Genomic DNA, 16,781 nt, shown 5'->3' with positions numbered 1-16,781 from the left:
ATCCTATGCCCCAGAACATCTTCGGTACCGACGGCGTCCGTGGCGTCGCCAACGCCGATCTTTCGTGCGACCTCGCGTTTCGTCTGGGCCGCGCGGCGACCAAGTTTCTTGGTCCGGATATCTGCATCGGCCGCGATACGCGTCTTTCGGGCACCATGCTCGAGAGTGCTCTGACCGCCGGCATTATGGCCGAGGGCGGCCGTCCGCACTGCTGCGGCGTCATCCCCACGCCTGCCGTGGCGCTGCTCACCGTTCAAAACGAGCTCGATGGCGGCATCGTCATCTCTGCTTCGCATAATCCGCCGGAGTTTAATGGCATCAAGTTCTTTAGCCGCAAGGGCATGAAGCTTCCCGATGCTGTCGAGGAAGAGATCAGCGCCTGGGTCATGTCCGAGGAAGCCATGGCTGCCGACACGCTGCCGACCGGTGCCGGCGTGGGCCACATCATCAAGATGAAGGACGCTCGCAAGGCATACGTCGACCACGCCATCGATACGCTTGATGGCCTGAGGCTCGACGGCCTGGTCGTTGCCGTCGACTGCGGCCACGGTGCTTCTTGCCAGACCACGCCCGCCGCGCTGCAGCGCCTGGGTGCCACGGTCCATGCCATCAACACCGATTATTGCGGCACCGACATTAATGTTGAGTGCGGCTCTACGCACCTCGAGCCCCTTCGCGAGCTCGTGCTGCGCACCCATGCTGATATCGGCCTGGCCCACGACGGCGACGCCGACCGCGTACTGTTCGTGGACAGCGAGGGCAATGAGATCGACGGTGACTACATCCTGGCTATCTGCGGTTCTGACCTCGCCGCTCGCGGCAAGCTCGCCAACTCCGAGATCGTCTCGACCGTCATGTGCAACCTGGGCTTCTCCATCGCTATGAAGGAGCAGGGCTTCGAGATGGTCCAGACCGCCGTGGGCGACCGCTACGTTCTGGAGCGCATGCTCGCGGACGGCGCCGTCATCGGCGGCGAACAGTCCGGCCACATCATCTTCCTGGAGCACAACACCACCGGTGACGGCCTGGTGACGGCTCTGCAGCTGCTGGCCGTGCTCAAGCGCACCGGTCGCACCCTCACCGATCTTGCCGGTATCATGAAGAAGTACCCGCAGGTACTCGTCAACGTGCATTCCGACAACAAGGCTGGTCTGGACGATTGCCAGCCCATCTGGGATGCCGTCGCTGCCGCCGAGAAGGAGCTTGACGGCCGCGGCCGCATTCTGGTGCGCCCGAGCGGTACCGAGCCGCTGGTCCGCGTGATGGCCGAGGCCGAGACGCACGAGCTGACCCAGCGCGTTGTCGACGACATCGTCGAGGTTGTCAAGCGCGAACTTCCCTAATGGTCAAAAACGGGTGCCAAGTGGTAAACTGTTAAGGTTATTTTGGTTAATCGGTATGTCCGAGGGGGAGCATGTTCACTAAAGTCCTAAGGTCTTTTGGTATGCGTGGTCGAGTCCTTACGCTGGATGCTCCCATCTCGGGCGACGTCATTCCGCTCTCCGAGGTAAACGATCAGACGTTTGCCACCGGCCTTTTGGGCCAGGGCGTGGCGATTCAGCCCACCGGAACGCGTGTGATTGCACCGGCTGATGCCAAGGTCGAGGCCATTTTTCCCACGGGACACGCCGTTGCGCTTAACACGGTCGATGGCTTGGACGTGCTCATCCACGTTGGTTTGGACACTGTTCAGCTCGAGGGCAAGCACTTTACCGTACATGCGCAAGTGGGTGACATCGTCCATAAGGGCGATGTACTCATTGAGTTCGATCGCGAGGCAATTGCTGCCGAGGGCTACGATGTGACGGTTCCCATCTTGGTGTGCAACTCCGTTGAGTTCTCGAGCATCAAGGGTTCCGTTGGCGTGCATGTCGAAGAGATGGACCAGCTCATCGTTGCTCGCGAGCGCTAGCAAGTGCACGTGGCCATTAGCCTACAATTCAAACACGTTTACGGAGGGCGCTCTTGAAAGAGGACGCCCTCCGTGGCAAGATGGGATTTGTCCGAAGCTAAAAGGCTTTGGGTCACCGTGGACGGGCAGGGGCCTCGACGCGGTTAGACACGAGACACATACATTACGCGACCTCGCCCTGGTGGCCGCACACGTTGGTTGCGGCCGACGCGGGCCGCGGGCAAGTGCTTGTAAGGGAGCCTTGCCTCTCTTGTACGAGAAAGGACGCGTAATGAAGATCATTAAAGCTAAAGACTACGAGGATATGAGCCGCAAGGCCGCCAATATTATCTCGGCGCAGGTCATCCTCAAGCCCGATTGCGTGCTGGGCCTTGCCACCGGCTCCACCCCGATTGGCGCCTACAAGCAGCTTGCCGCTTGGTATGAGAAAGGCGACGTCGACTTTGCCGAGGTCAGCACTTACAACCTGGACGAGTATCGTGGCCTTTCGCACGACGATCCCCAGAGCTATCACTACTTTATGCGTGAGAACTTCTTCGATCACATCAACATCGATCTGAACAACACGCATGTGCCCGACGGTTCTAACCCCGATGCCGCCGCTGCCTGCTCTGAGTACGACAAGATCGTTGCTGCCGCCGGCTACCCCGATCTGCAGCTGCTCGGCATTGGTAACAACGGTCACATTGGCTTCAACGAGCCCGACGATCACTTCTCCAAGGGTACGCACTGCGTCGACCTCACCGAGAGCACCATCCAGGCCAACAGCCGCCTGTTCGACAGCATCGACGACGTGCCCCGTCAGGCCTACACCATGGGCACCCAGACCATCATGTATGCCCGCATGATTCTGGTCGTCGCCAACGGCGAGGCCAAGGCTCAGGCCGTGCGCGACATGTGCTATGGCCCGGTTACGCCCGAGTGCCCGGCTTCGATCCTGCAGCTGCACACCAACTGCGTCGTAGTCGCCGACGAGGCCGCCCTTTCGCTCTGCGAGTAGCGCGAGCCCGTCACCTCGACATAGCTTTGCCGAAGGCCTCCGCTTTGCGGGGGCCTTTTTGCTGTCCTTGTCATATGCTTGACCAAAATCTTGCTGCAAGCTTGACGAATGTCGAATGCCCAACAGCTTGATTCATTCCATACCAGATTCTATGCAAAAATGCCACTAAAAGGTCGCAGACGGTAGCGGGTGCTAGGCGAGTTGAATGACATGGCTGAACCTTGTTCATTTGCGTTACACTGCCGCTTAGATGGGACAAGCTGACAAGCCATTTACCTGCTTAAAGACCGATTAGTCGGGGGATTAATAACAATCGGCCCTCGCTGTACAAAAACTTGCCGCTTGCGTACCAAAAGACAACCTAAAACACAAGGTCGCTCTATTCATAGCGCGGCTTGTATGGTCTTGCGGTTACAGTGTCCATACGGTCGAGTTGAGGAGCGGGCATGGTAAACGATTTGGGCAGTATAGACGACCTCGAGCTGATGCCGCTGGGCGGAGGCTATATGGTGCGACGCGAACGCTTGATGAATGAGCTTATCGCCAAGGGCCGAAAGGCCGGCATCGTGGTTCTTTATGCGCCCGACGGGTTTGGGAAGACCTCGGTGCTGCTGCAGTACACCCATGAGGTTAAATGCGACCCGACGCGAGGCCCCGTGCGGATTATCGAGGCCGATCGCGCCACTGGGCGCGAGGTGTTTATGCAGCTCGAGGTGGTCACCGAAGAACTCAAAGACAAACCGCACTCCCTGATCGCGATTGATAATGTGCCAAACCTCGATCAGCGCGATACCGAAGACCTCATCGACAGGATTCGCGGCCTGCGCGCTATGGGGGTAGGGGTCTTTATCTCCTGCCGTCCTTCAAATCGTCAGCTGATTCATGGGCTGGGCGATTCGGTTAAGATCAATGCGCAGATGCTCAAGGTGCATGCCTATGAGTATTCGGCGTGGGCATCGGCGTTTTCGATCAGCACATCGCTCGACTTTTATCAGCTCACGCAGGGCGTGCCCGAGCTCGTTTCGGCATTGCAGACGGGTCTGTATGGCCAAGGCGACGTAGCCGGTCTGCTCGAAAACGAGATTGTCAACGTATATGGCGCGGCACTTGCCGATCTGGCTTCGCTCGACAATAATGCGCTGTTTTGCGTGGCATGTCTCATGGTTTTGATGGGCGAGGGCAATATCGCAGAACTCGAGGCTTGCGGGGTGAGGCTGTCGATGGTCGACCAGTCCTACTTTGTACGCGACTACCCGATCTTTGGCTTGGATCCCGCCGAGCGGAGTTTTACGTGTCTGGGCACGGAGGATAACGGACGCTTGCGCTTGCGTAAGTTGGTGGCCGAGGTTCGCCCCGAACTTGTTCCGAGGGCGGCCCGGATTTTGCTTAAGGCGGGCCGATGCGATGCGGCGATGGGCCTGGCGGACGCCTTTTTGGACCGTGAGGCGGTTCTTGAACTTGCTGGGCAGTATGGGGTCGATTTTGCTCTGACGGGGCACGGGGCCGATATCTGCCGAGCAGCGCTGGGCACGATCGACGCTGACGATCCGGCTCCAGAGCCAACGCCTGCCGAGGCGCTTGGCGTATATCTGGCAGCGGTCAGCGTGTCCAACACAAAGCTCGCCCGCTATATGGCATCGGTCATCGAGCGCGGGGGCGAACGGGCGGCCTGCGAAATAGACCCTGTTTCATGGAGGGTGGCCCAGACACTGACGGCTGTTTGCTATGGGGACAACGGGCTTGGGCTTCCTACGAATCTGGCCGTGCCAGAAATCGAGACATCCCATACCGCACTCGATATGTTGTCTGCGCATATCGAGGTCAAGCGCTGTCTGACCGAGCGGGGAAATGACGGCGGCGTTCTACAGCAGCTCAAAACGAGCAGGGCCTACGACTGCGAGCTCGACATCGCGGGGATTGTTATACGGGCCGATAGCATGCTGGTGGAGCTCTTTGATGGGTCGTTTGCGGGAACCGACGAGCGCGACGACGAGATGACGGTGGTGCGGGAGGCGCTCGACGTACGTGGGCTTAAGGCGATGGCTATCTGGGTGCGCATGGTGTTGGCGGCACGGCGGCTCCTTTCCGGCTTGCCGGTAACCGACGATGCGGCGTTCAACGAGCTCGATCGTTTTGCCGTGCGCATGCGCGACAACCAGATTCAGCTGTTTGGCCTGTTGCTAGAAGGTTGGCAGTCGCTGGCAGAGGGACGGCCGGTTAATGCAAAGTTCCGTGCGGTCCAAGTGCTTAAACTTGCCGAGGAGTCGATTGCGTACATGCGCGATAACGCATTGCTGCTGGAGCGCGCAGCGTATCTGCGTAACACGTCGATGGTTTCGGTACGCGAGGAAGCGGAGCTACTCGATATAAGCCAGACGCAGGTTGGTGGCGCAGAAGCCTGGATGGTGGCGCTGCATTTGGCCTGTGCGGGCCGAGACAGCGATCTTGCGGCCTGGATGTCCATGAATCGTGCGGGAATTCTAGAGCCATCGTATCGGCTCTTTGCGCGCCTTGCCATGCATTGTCTGGGCGAGCCGGCGGCCAGGATACGCAAGAAGCTTCCCGTGCGCGAGCTGTCGCGGTATTCGCTGCGCGACGATTTAGAAGGGGAGGGCGAGCGCCTGTTCCAGGCCGGCGAGGTTGAAGCCGTTGATACCATCGACCATATCGAGATTCGTATGTTTGGGGCGTTTCGCGCCGAGCGCGACGGGTTTCCCATCACGGACAAAATGTGGCGCCGCAAGAAGGCGGCGACACTTGCCGAGCGGCTTGCGCTGGGCATGGATGCGCTCGTCGATCGTGAGACGCTGGCCATGGAGCTGTGGCCCCATGCCGAGTTCAATAGCGCCCGCAACAACCTGTACTCGACGATATCGCGCTTGCGGTCGGCTTTGGGGCCGACGCCGGATGGCAAGTCATGCGTGCTCATCCAAAATGAATGCATTGGGCTCAACGGCGACTACGTCAAGACCGATGTACGGCTGTTTGACCAGATAAGCCGCGAGGTTTTGGGAAATCGCACGGGTGCGCGCGGGCCCCATCTGGTCGAGTTGTGCCTTAAGATTGAACAGCTTTATGCCGGACCGTTGTATGTTCCCAATGGCTGTAATCCCACCTACTTTTTGCGCATGCGGCGCATTATGCAGTCAAAGTACATCGATTGCATGATTAAGGGAGCAAATGCCGCTCTAGAAGAAAACGATCTGCAGTCGGCGATTTGGCTGGCGGAGTCGGGGCTTCGACAGGAAACGGCGCGTGAGGATATGGTGCGCTGCGCCATGCGCGTCTACAGTGCGGCGGGGCGACGGCGCGATATCGTCGAGCTGTACAGCGGGCATATGCACCACCTGAGGGAGCAGGTCAATGGCGTGCCCGAGCCCGAGACGCGGCGCCTATACGAGCGCTTGGTGGAGGGGCGGCTCAATCGCGTGCTGGTCGAACGATAAAAAACGGGCGCCCGAAGTACTTGGGCACCCGTAAGCTTGCTATGTGTTGGCTCGCCGGATCATTGGCTCCTAGACGAGTTTGATCTTCTCGATGTCCTTGCGCGAGGACTCGCGATACAGCGAGAACTTGCGGCCGATGACCTGGACGACCTCGGCGTGGCAACGCTCGGCGAGCTCCTCGGCGGCTTCGCGGGCGGAAAGGCTGGAGCCATCGAGCACGGAGCACTTAACGAGCTCGTGCTTCTCTAGGTAGGCGACCGTCTGCTCGACGGTGCCCTCGTTGACGTCGGACTTGCCGATGATGATGGCGGGGTTGAGGTGATGGGCCATGCTGCGAAGCTGCTTGACCTGTGCTCCTGTCAGTGCCATGGGTTCTCGCTTTCTATGTATGGGGCGCCCCGCGACGGGGCCTTAATCTACGTGAGCTGTCCCACGATAGCGCAGGAACGGCGCGGTGTGGAGCGCGTTTTCCCAGTTCAAAAAGAATGCGGATGCCGAGTGAGTGGGCGGTGCGGGCTGTGAACAGGCTATGAGCTGGGCGCAGAGACCGGCTCCCATGCAATAAACGCCCAACGAACCTTGCGGACATGATCGAGCATATAGCGCCCCTGCGGCACGCCCTTGGACCCCGGCTCGCCGGCATGGGGGTTCTCAATCATGTGTTGAGCGATGTAGTCACGCAGGCAGTCGATCTTGTCCTCGTTGCCATGCTCGAGCATACGAGAAAAGTCCGCCACACCCGCTTCAAGGCTGTCGAAGGTATCGCGACGGGGCGATTCAAAGTACGTAACCTGCGGCAGGACACCCATCTGAACGAGGATATTAAAAGCATACACAAAGCCATTACTGCAGGTAACCGAGGCGCCGATGGCGTTCATCAGGTGCAGGTCATAGCGCGGGCTGGAGTTGGCGACCATCGTGACAGCACAACGCCGACGAGCCGTACGGTCAAGCTTGGCAAGTGCACCTTTTAGATTGGTCGTCGTAACCGACCGACTGGCAAAGGCAACATCCACCGCTTTCGCGACCGGTCCAACCAGATCCCAATCGTCATCCCAAGCAAGCTCAAGCGGCGTTATACGCCCCTCGAGCCCGTAGTACTCAATGCCGGCATCAAGCGTGCCCAACATGGCAGGGGAAAAATCAGCGGCAATCACGGGATGTCCGTCTTGCGCAAGCGGAATAGCAATCGACCCAGCCCCACACCCCATATCCAGCACGGATTCACCAGGCTTTAACGCCAACAGCTTTATAAAATCCCGAGCATAAGGGGCAGTCTCCAACGGCCGAAAATGCCGAGCCCTTTTATCCCACTCAAAAGAATCATCAGCCCGCCGCCGACCAGCCTGCAGACGCATCCATTCGCCATTCCAATCCGCAGAAAGCAGCTCAGAACGAATCAAATCATCAGCCACGGGCCATCCCCCTCACAACAAAAAAGCGACTCCTCCCAAAAGAAGAGCCGCAACCAGCATATATCAGAAAGAACCGATCCAACGCCAAACCGCCATACCAGTAAAGTAGGGCAGAAGCGAAGCGACTGCCAAAGGGATAGAACCCAACCGAGGTCCCGTTGTGCGGGAGCCCCGGGGAGGGCAAATATATAAGGTCGATCGCGAGTTCCGCACGAGCCGGAGAGCACTTAATGTGCTCTCCGTGCGAGTCAGGACTGTCCGAGCAGGCGACCTTATATATTTGCCCTCCCCGGGGCTCCTCGCCAGTCCCCCTCAGCTAGTTCTTCAGCGAGTTCAGCGGCGCCGGGAAGCGTCCGCCACGGTGGGCAAGCACGGTGCCGGCGTTGGGGTTCACCGGCATGATGGGCGCACGGCCGAACAGGCCGCCATACTCGACGCAGTCGCCCACGCCCTTGCCGATAGCAGGAATCACGCGGACGGCCGTGGTCTTGTTGTTGATGACGCCGATGGCCATCTCGTCGGCGATGATGCCGGCGATGGTCTCGACCGGGGTGTCGCCGGGGATGGCGATCATGTCCAGGCCAACGGAGCACACGCAGGTCATGGCCTCGAGCTTCTCGAGCGAAAGCGCGCCGGCCTCGACGGCGGCGATCATGCCGGCGTCCTCGGACACGGGGATGAAAGCGCCCGAGAGACCGCCCACGCTGGAGCTGGCCATGACGCCGCCCTTCTTGACGGCATCGTTGAGCATGGCGAGCGCGCAGGTCGTGCCCGGGCCACCGCAGGTGCCCACGCCGATGATCTCGAGGATGCGCGCGACGGAGTCGCCGATGGCGGGCGTGGGAGCCAGCGACAGGTCGACAATGCCCTTCTCGACACCCAGGCGATGGGCGGCCTCGCGGCTCATGAGCTCGCCGGCACGGGTGATCTTAAAGGCGGTCTGCTTGATCTTCTCGGCGACTTCCATCATCGATGCGGAATCGGGCAGCGTTTCCAGGGCTGCGGCCATAACGCCGGGGCCCGAGACGCCTACGTTGATGACGGCGTCGGCCTCGCCACCGCCGTGGACGGCGCCCGCCATAAACGGGGAGTCCTCGACCATGTTGGCAAAGCAGACAAATTTGGAAGCGCCGACGGAATCCTGGTCGGCCGTGAGTTTAGCAGCATCGATGATGGTCTGGGCGGCCATGAGCACGGCGTCCATGTTGATACCGGCGCGCAGGCTGGCGACGTTGACGCTGGAGCAAACGCGGCTCGTGGTGGCGAGCGCCTGGGGGATGGACTGGATGACGCGGCGGTCGGCGTCGCCGATGCCCTTCTGGACGAGTGCAGAGAAGCCGCCCAGGTAATCGATGCCGAGCGTCTCGGCCGCGCGGTCGAGGGCATGCGCGATAGGGGTGAGGTCCTCATCCTTGCAGCACGCGGCGATCTGCGCCACCGGGGTGACGGAAACGCGCTTGTTGACGATGGGGATACCGTACTCGCGCTCGAGGTTCTCGGCGGTCTCGACCAGATGCTCAGCCGTGTGCGTCACGTGGTCGTAGATCTTCGTGCACATGCGGTCGAGGTTCTCGTCACCGCAACCCATGAGCGAAACACCCATGGTGATGGTCCTGATGTCGAGGTTCTGCTCCTCAACCATGCCGCGGGTTTCCGCGATTTCTGCGGGCGTGATCGCCATCCTTGCGCTCCTATCTGCCAAAACGAGCATAATCTTATCTATTCTAACGTGCTGCACGTGCCAAGTGGCGCATGCGGCACGTTTTGGTGCTCGGTTGTTTCCGTTGTGTTACTGCCCAAAGACCTCTTCGGCGATGCGCGCGCTCTCGGCGGCGTCCTTGGCGTAGTAGTCCGCGCCGATCTGCTTGGCGTATTCGGGGGTGAGTACGGCGCCGCCCACGATGATCTTGACGCCTGGCACCTCGGTATGAAGCAGCTTGATGGTTTCCTCCATGGCGACGACCGTGGTAGTCATAAGCGCCGAGAGGCCGACGAGCTTGATATCGCGCTCCTTGACGGTCTTGAGCACTTCTTGCGGATCGACGTCGCGGCCTAGGTCAAAGACGGTATAGCCGTAGTTATCGAGCAGCATTTTGACGATGTTCTTGCCAATATCGTGGATGTCGCCCTTGACGGTGGCCACGCAGATCTTGCCCTTGTCGGCGATCTCGCCGGCGGGCATCAGGCGCTTGATGGTGTCGAAGCCCACGCGCGCGGCCTCGGCCGAGGCCATGAGCTGCGGCAGGAAGAACTTGCCCTGGTCAAAGAGGACACCCACCTCGTCGAGGGCGGGGATAAAGTGGTTGTTGATGAGGTCCATGGCGTCGTGATCCGCTAGCAGGCGCTCGGTCTCGCCCGCGATCTCGCCTTTGCGGCCCGAGACGACCATGCGACGAATCGGGTCGTCGTTGCCGTCGGTGCCGGCGGTGCCGGCAGCGGGCGCGGCATCACTCGATGCGGCCTGAGCAGCTGCCGGGTTGGCGGCGATCTTGTACGGATCGGTCCAGCCGGCATAGCGCTCGATGTATCCGGTCGAGCCCTCGTCCTCAACGCTCAACACGCGATAGCTGTAGACGGTATCCATAAAGCGCTTGGAACCCGGGTTCATGATGGGGGCGTCCAGGCCCGCGCCGAAGGCGGCAGCCAAAAAGACCGAGCCCAGCAGCGGGCGGGCAGGCAGGCCAAAGCTGATGTTCGACACGCCGAGCGCACATTTGACGCCCAGGCGCTCCTTGCACAGGGACATGGCGCGCAGGATCTGCTCGGCCTGGCGCTGGTTGGTCGAGGCGGTCATGACCAGGCAGTCGATGAGGACGCGGTCCGGGCCGATGCCGTAACGGGCAGCCTCGGCCACGATGTGCTCGGCGATGGCGAAGCGAGCCTCGGCGGTATCGGGGATGCCGCCTTCGTCGAGCGTAAGGCCGACAACGTTGGTGCCGTAGTGGGCGACCAGCGGAAAGATCTCATCCATGATCTGCTGCTTGCCATTGACCGAGTTGATGATGGGCTTGCCGGCGTAGCGGCGCACGGCGGCCTCGACAGCGGCGGGATCGGTGGAGTCGATCTGCAGCGGCAACAGCGTGGAGCCCTGGAGCTGTTCGGTCGCCTGTTGGATGATCTTGACCTCGTCGATCTCGGGCAGGCCGACGTTGACGTCCAGGATATCGGCGCCCTGTTCCTGCTGGCTGATGCCCTGGCTCACGACGTAGTCCAGATCGCCGTCGCGCAGGGCCTGCTGCAGACGCTTTTTGCCGGTGGGGTTGATGCGCTCGCCGATGACGGCGATCTTGTGGCCGTCGCAGGGAAGGTCCACCACGGTCTGGGCGCTTGTGACCGACATGCTGGGCTTGCGGTGGCGCGGGCTGGGCGTGTGGTTGTCGATAAGCGTGCGCAAGGCCGCCATGTGCGCCGGCGTGGTTCCGCAGCAACCGCCCACGACGCTCACGCCGTCGGCGATCATGCCGGCGACGGCCTCGGCGTATTCGGGGGCCTGGATATCAAAGACGGTGTTGCCGTCGTCGTCCACATGGGGGAGTCCCGCGTTGGCCTGCACCATAACGGGCTTGTCGGTAACGGTGAGCATACGTGCGGCGAGTCCTCGGAGCTCGGCCGGTCCTTGGCTGCAGTTGATGCCCAAAACGTCGGCACCGATGGCGTCGAGCGTGATGGCGGCGACCTCGGGACTCGTGCCCAGGAAGGTACGGCCGTCTTCCTCAAAGGTCATGGTGGCAAAGACGGGCAGGTCGGAGTTCTCGCGGCAGGCGAGGACCGCCGCCTTGATCTCGGCCAGGTCGGTCATGGTCTCGATAATAAAGAGGTCCACGCCCGCGGCGACGCCGGCGCGCACTTCCTCGGCAAAGAGGTCATAGGCCTCGTCGAAGCTGAGGGTGCCTAAGGGACGAAGCAGTGCGCCGATGGGGCCGATGTCACCGGCGACGTAGCGGGCACCAGCCGCGCGGGCGCAGGCGACAGCGGCGGCAAAGACATCTGCCACGGTGGCGGCGCCGTCGAGCTTGTGGGCATTGGCGCCAAAGGTGTTGGCGGTGATCACGTCGCAGCCGGCTTCGACGTACTGGCGCTGAATGTCGGTAATGACCTGGGGCTCCTCAAAGTTGAGCAGCTCGGGCAGGGCGCCCGCCTTCATGCCAGCGGCCTGCAACATGGTGCCCATGCCGCCGTCGAACAGCAGGTGCCCCGTGCCCTCTATGGCCGCACGCAGGCGATCGTCCTTAATGCGCAGATCGTCGATCGTGCGCGTCTTGTACGTGGCACCGTTGCGACGTGCGGCATCAACGGGTGCCGCCAATGCAGTGCCGTCAGAATCATGAGTGATAAGCGGAGTAAACATCGGGGGCTCCTAATGGCTGGAATAGCAGGTGGTGTGGGCGGCACGGAAGCGGCAGTTCTCGCGCATGCGGCAGATATTGCAGGTGGGGCGGCTCTGGGCGTCGTGGACCTCGCCGTCAAACAGACCGATCACCGCGGTCACGCTTTTGGTGGGCATAAGCAGGCTGGTGGGCGTGACGGTCAGGCCGATGAGCCGCGTGGCGTTGAGCGTATTGACGATCGAGCGCTGGGCCGAGAGCGGGCAGTCGCCGTAGCCGGGACTAAAGCGCCAGTTGCCGGCGAGCCCATGAACGGCGGCGTCCGTCTTGGCCTGCTGGTCCATTTGCTCAACGGCGGCTTCCACGTAAGCGGAGCACGCGGCGTCGAGCACGGCGCCCTCCAGGGGATGTTGGGCTCCCGTGGTGCGCAGGCGACGCTCGGCGTCCATGCCGAGGGTACATGCCATGAGCGCGGCAAAGCGGGCATCTTTGAGATGTCGATAGATATCGCGACCTCGCAGCTCAACATTGGTGCCGACCAAGCGAATGCAAGGCTCACTTTGTTCGTCCACGCCCGTGGCATCGACGGCAAATACGCGGCGCACGCCACGGGGCTCAATGTCCAGTTCCAGACGTTCAACGACAAGCTCAATACGTCGTGACAGTTCGGGCTCAATCTGCTGGCCGCCGTAACCCAGATACCGCAGCATCTCGGCACGGTCGACACGGGGATGGTGCGCAGCATCGACACGGTAAAGCGCCGGCGACGCAAGGTCGGCCGGCACTTCGACAGCGGTTGTATCGATGTGCGGTTTTTCCATTACCCCAGGCGCTCCATAATGGTCGCGGCGATCGCAGGACGGTTCATAGTGTACAGGTGCAGGCCGTCGGCGCCGTGCTCCTTGAGGTCGCAAAGCTGGCGGGCGGCATAATCTACACCAGCTGCCTGCAGGCTCTCGGGGTCATTCTCGTACTTGGCGAGAATCTTGATGACGGGGGAGGGCAGCGACGCGCCGCACATAAAGACCATGCGGCTGATCTGCGACTTGCCCATAAACGGCATGATGCCCGCGGTAATGGGCACGGTGATGCCGGCCTTGTCGGCAAGCTCGCGAAAACGGTAGAAGCACTCGTTATCAAAGAAGAGCTGCGTCACAAAGAAGCTCGCGCCGGCGTCCTGTTTTTGCTTGAGGTGTTCGACCGAGAGGTTGAGATCCTCACAGGCAATGTGGCCCTCGGGGTAGGCTGCGGCGCCCACGCAAAAGCCGGCGTCGACGAGCTCGGGGATGAGGTCGCGGGCGTAGGCGTAGTCGGAGGCGGGCTTGTCGTCCTCGGTCGCGCCGGCAGGGAGATCTCCACGCAGGGCCAGGATGTTTTTCACGCCGGCGGTGCGGTACTCATCGATCTTGGCGGCGATATCGGCGTGGGTACGGCCCACACAGGTGAGGTGCGCCACCGAGGGCGTGTCGAATTCGCTCGAAATCATATGCGCGATGGGGGCGGTGGTGGCACCGTTGCCCGAGCCGCCGGCCGAGCAGGTGACCGAGACAAAGCTCGGCGAAAGCTTGCACAGATTGCCTGCCACTTCGCGAGCCGTGTCGAGGGTGAGCTCGCCCTTGGGCGGGAACATCTCAAACGAAACGGGTGCGGTGCCCTGGGATGCTGCCTGCTTAAAAACCTCGTCGACGCGCATATCGTGCTCCTCTAGATACGTAATAGTGTGATGTGTTGTAAGGATTCTACAGCACCACTGTGTCACGGCGGAGTTTCACTCGCTATTTGGGGATACCAATCGAAAATGCTTTGCTATCGGCATTCCCTATAACAGGGCGGTCAATCTAGGATGGGGCTATAAAGACTGGTATTCGATGTGAAATACCAGTTAATAGAGCCCCATCTCAAATTGACTACCCTTAAACCATGGGGAAAGGTCTGCAATTTATACAGTTGATTGGCTGTTGAGGGTGGCAACGCCGCCGCGATGCGGTAACCTCATTGATTGGTTTCGCGACAGCAACATAACGGTAATGTTGCGGAAACACGCCGAGTCTAAGCTATGACTCGTTCGTTAGTAATCAACACCGCTTCTCACGCGGTGCCGATACGAAGGGAGTTCCGTATGGCCGAACTTACTGACCGCTTCGGGACCATGGTGTTCTCGGAGGAAGTCATGAAGGACTACCTCCCCAAGGACATTTGGAAGCGCCTTGCTGCAACCCTCGAGGACGGTGAGCCGCTCGACCTGGATGTGGCCAACGCTGTTGCCCACGCTATGAAGGTCTGGGCCATCTCCAAGGGCGCGACGCACTACGCGCACTGGTTCCAGCCGCTTTCGGGCATTACTTCCGAGAAGCACGACAGCTTCCTCGAGCCCAACCACGACGGCACCGCCATCACCAAGTTTACGGGCAAGAACCTCATCCAGGGCGAGCCCGATGCCTCGAGCTTCCCCAACGGCGGCCTGCGTGCCACCTTCGAGGCCCGTGGCTACACCGCCTGGGATCCCACCAGCCCTGCCTTCATTAAGGACGATGTCCTGTGCATCCCCACGGCTTTTTGCTCCTACACGGGCGAGGCCCTGGACAAGAAGACCCCGCTGCTGCGCTCCATGACCGCGCTCTCGCGTGAGTCCAAGCGCGTTTTGGCGCTGTTTGGCAAGACCCCCAAGAAGGTCGTTCCTTCCGTGGGCGATGAGCAGGAGTACTTCCTGATCAAGAAGGACGCTTACCGCAAGCGCAGGGACCTGGTCATCACCGGTCGCACCCTCTTTGGCGCCGCTCCCTGCAAGGGCCAGGAGCTCGAGGAGCACTACTTTGGCGCTATCCGCCCCACCGTCTCGGCCTATATGAAGGACCTGGACGATGAGCTGTGGGCGCTTGGCATTCCCGCCAAGACCAAGCACAACGAGGTCGCTCCCTGCCAGCATGAGCTCGCCCCTGTCTATGGCGAGGTCAACGAGGCCATCGACCAGAATCTGGTCATGATGGAGAAGATGAAGCTCATCGCCTCCCGCCACGACTTGGTCTGCCTGCTGCACGAGAAGCCCTTTGAGGGCATCAATGGTTCGGGCAAGCACAACAACTGGTCGCTTGGCACCGAGTCCGAGAACCTGCTCGATCCGGGCGACACCCCGCTCGACAACCTGCAGTTCATCGTCTTCCTCACCGCGGTGATCGAGGCCGTCGATAACTATCAGGAGCTCCTGCGTGCCTCTGTTGCCTCGGCCGGCAACGATCATCGTCTGGGCGCCAATGAGGCTCCTCCGGCGATTATGTCCATCTTCCTGGGCGACCAGCTTACCGAGGTCGTCGAGAAGATCATCGATGGCAAGGCTTCTGTCCATGCCACGCGCGGCGTGCTCGACCTGGGCGCCGATACTCTGCCCAAACTGATGCAGGACAACACCGACCGCAACCGTACCTCCCCGTTCGCCTTCACCGGCAACAAGTTCGAGTTCCGTGCCTGCGGCTCCGAGCAGAACGTCTCCGACTCCAACCTGGTGCTCGATGCCGCCGTGGCCAAGTCGCTCAAGTCCTTCGCCGACGCGCTTGAGGGTACGCCCGAGGATGAGTTCCAGGACGCCGCGCTCGAGTACTGCAAGAAGGTCCTGACCGACCACCAGCGCATCCTCTTCTCCGGCGATGGCTACTCCGACGAGTGGCCCGTCGAGGCCGAGAAGCGCGGCCTTGCCAACAACAAGACCACGGCCGACGCCCTGCCCGCCTTTGTTTCCGATAAGGCCATTGCGCTCTTTGAGGAGACGGGTGTTCTGACCAAGGCCGAGGCCCAGTGCCGCTACGATTGCAAGCTCGAGAAGTACAACAAGCTCATGAACATCGAGGCCACCACGATGGTTCGCGAGGCGCGTCGTACCTATCGCCCGGTCATTACCGCCTATGCCACCAAGGTCGCTAAGGGCCTTGAGACTATTCGTGCCGCCGGTGCTGAGGCCGCCATGCAGTGCGAGCAGAACACGCTCAACAAGCTCTGCAACGGCATCACCACCATCAACGACTCCATCAAGGCGCTTGACGCCGTGCATCAGAAGGCTGAGGCCCTCGATAACCAGGAGCAGGCCAACGTGTACGCGCACGAGGTCGTTCCCGCTATGGATGCGCTGCGCGCCGCCGTGGATGCCATGGAGGAGATCGTGGCTGCCGACTACTGGCCGGTCCCGACTTACGACGACATCCTGTTCTACGTGTAGAGCGTAACTGACATATCGTCACGGTATTGAGCCGGGGTCCGCATCATGCGGGCCCCGGTTTTTGTTTGCGAAGGACGCTTTGAAGCCCGTTTTGCACCTGATTCGCCCACGCAATAAGGGGGCGTGGACAAAAAACGTCAAATATGAGTACTGTCACAAGTCCTGTAGCATTATTTTTTTTTGCAAAATATGCAGTGTTACACAACATATGTTCAAGTACTTAGCTGATAAACGCCTGCAATTCTTTCGCGTAGGACCCCTGGCGTCTAAATCGCCTTCTGATGGCATGAAATCGCTGTTACTAAATTGGTGACAGTACTCATATTTGCTATTTTTTGCCCACAGGCCCTTGGACGACAGTGTGATTTAATGCCCTCGGGGTTCGAATCCCGGCGTTGGGGAAGAAAAAAGCCCGTCGCCGTGAACTGCCTCCCATTTCTTGGACACGAGAAATGGGAGGCTTTTTATGCGTATCG

The 16,781-nt window shown here is 60.6% G+C and carries 11 protein-coding genes; 5 read left to right on the top strand and 6 right to left on the bottom strand.

Going from position 1 to position 16,781, the window contains the following annotated elements; all coding sequences use genetic code 11:
- Nucleotides 1-5 precede the first annotated feature (5 nt).
- The 4 genes from glmM (at nt 6) to FGQ61_RS07815 (ending at nt 6,358) form a co-directional block, all read left to right on the top strand.
- Entirely contained in the window at nt 6-1,343 is a 1,338-nt protein-coding gene (glmM, locus tag FGQ61_RS07830) for a phosphoglucosamine mutase (RefSeq protein ID WP_006234694.1), read from the top strand.
- Between the two features lie 101 nt (nt 1,344-1,444).
- On the top strand, nt 1,445-1,912 hold the full coding sequence (locus tag FGQ61_RS07825; RefSeq protein ID WP_306421699.1) for a PTS sugar transporter subunit IIA: 468 nt from the start codon (nt 1,445-1,447) through the stop codon (nt 1,910-1,912).
- A gap of 271 nt (nt 1,913-2,183) precedes the next feature.
- Nucleotides 2,184-2,912 (top strand): glucosamine-6-phosphate deaminase, encoded by a 729-nt coding sequence (gene nagB / locus FGQ61_RS07820; RefSeq protein WP_138375147.1) that lies wholly within the window; start codon nt 2,184-2,186, stop codon nt 2,910-2,912.
- 446 nt (nt 2,913-3,358) lie between these two features.
- Nucleotides 3,359-6,358 (top strand): AfsR/SARP family transcriptional regulator, encoded by a 3,000-nt coding sequence (locus FGQ61_RS07815; RefSeq protein ID WP_138375146.1) that lies wholly within the window; start codon nt 3,359-3,361, stop codon nt 6,356-6,358.
- Nucleotides 6,359-6,427: 69 nt separating this feature from the next.
- Here FGQ61_RS07815 and FGQ61_RS07810 read toward each other — a convergent pair whose 3' ends face one another.
- The 6 genes from FGQ61_RS07810 to FGQ61_RS07785 all read right to left on the bottom strand — a co-directional run bounded on the left by FGQ61_RS07810 (nt 6,428) and on the right by FGQ61_RS07785 (nt 13,791).
- A complete protein-coding gene (locus tag FGQ61_RS07810; RefSeq protein WP_006234690.1) occupies nt 6,428-6,727 on the bottom strand; it encodes a YhbY family RNA-binding protein in 300 nt (99 codons plus the stop codon).
- A 158-nt stretch (nt 6,728-6,885) separates the two neighbouring features.
- Nucleotides 6,886-7,773, bottom strand: coding sequence for a methyltransferase domain-containing protein (locus tag FGQ61_RS07805; RefSeq protein ID WP_249360960.1), 888 nt, complete (start codon nt 7,771-7,773; stop codon nt 6,886-6,888).
- Nucleotides 7,774-8,089: 316 nt separating this feature from the next.
- Nucleotides 8,090-9,454: a PFL family protein gene (locus tag FGQ61_RS07800; protein ID WP_035136908.1), complete on the bottom strand. Its 1,365-nt coding sequence runs from the start codon at nt 9,452-9,454 to the stop codon at nt 8,090-8,092.
- A gap of 108 nt (nt 9,455-9,562) precedes the next feature.
- Nucleotides 9,563-12,121: a homocysteine S-methyltransferase family protein gene (locus FGQ61_RS07795; RefSeq protein ID WP_171021550.1), complete on the bottom strand. Its 2,559-nt coding sequence runs from the start codon at nt 12,119-12,121 to the stop codon at nt 9,563-9,565.
- Nucleotides 12,122-12,130: 9 nt separating this feature from the next.
- Nucleotides 12,131-12,919: a hypothetical protein gene (locus FGQ61_RS07790; RefSeq protein ID WP_138375145.1), complete on the bottom strand. Its 789-nt coding sequence runs from the start codon at nt 12,917-12,919 to the stop codon at nt 12,131-12,133.
- Nucleotides 12,919-13,791 carry a methylenetetrahydrofolate reductase gene (locus FGQ61_RS07785; RefSeq protein WP_138375144.1) on the bottom strand — a complete coding sequence of 291 codons (873 nt, stop codon included), beginning with the start codon at nt 13,789-13,791 and terminating at the stop codon, nt 12,919-12,921. The genes FGQ61_RS07790 and FGQ61_RS07785 overlap by 1 nt, the downstream gene beginning before the upstream one ends.
- A 426-nt stretch (nt 13,792-14,217) precedes the next feature.
- Between FGQ61_RS07785 and FGQ61_RS07780 the strand changes: the two genes are divergently transcribed.
- Nucleotides 14,218-16,305: a glutamine synthetase III family protein gene (locus FGQ61_RS07780; protein WP_138375143.1), complete on the top strand. Its 2,088-nt coding sequence runs from the start codon at nt 14,218-14,220 to the stop codon at nt 16,303-16,305.
- Nucleotides 16,306-16,781: the final 476 nt, after the last annotated feature.

The sequence above is a fragment of the Collinsella aerofaciens genome (assembly GCF_005844325.1).
Lineage (GTDB): Bacteria > Actinomycetota > Coriobacteriia > Coriobacteriales > Coriobacteriaceae > Collinsella > Collinsella aerofaciens_G.
Note: the sequence above shows the minus strand (reverse complement) of the source record. Positions and strands in the feature narration are given on the sequence as shown.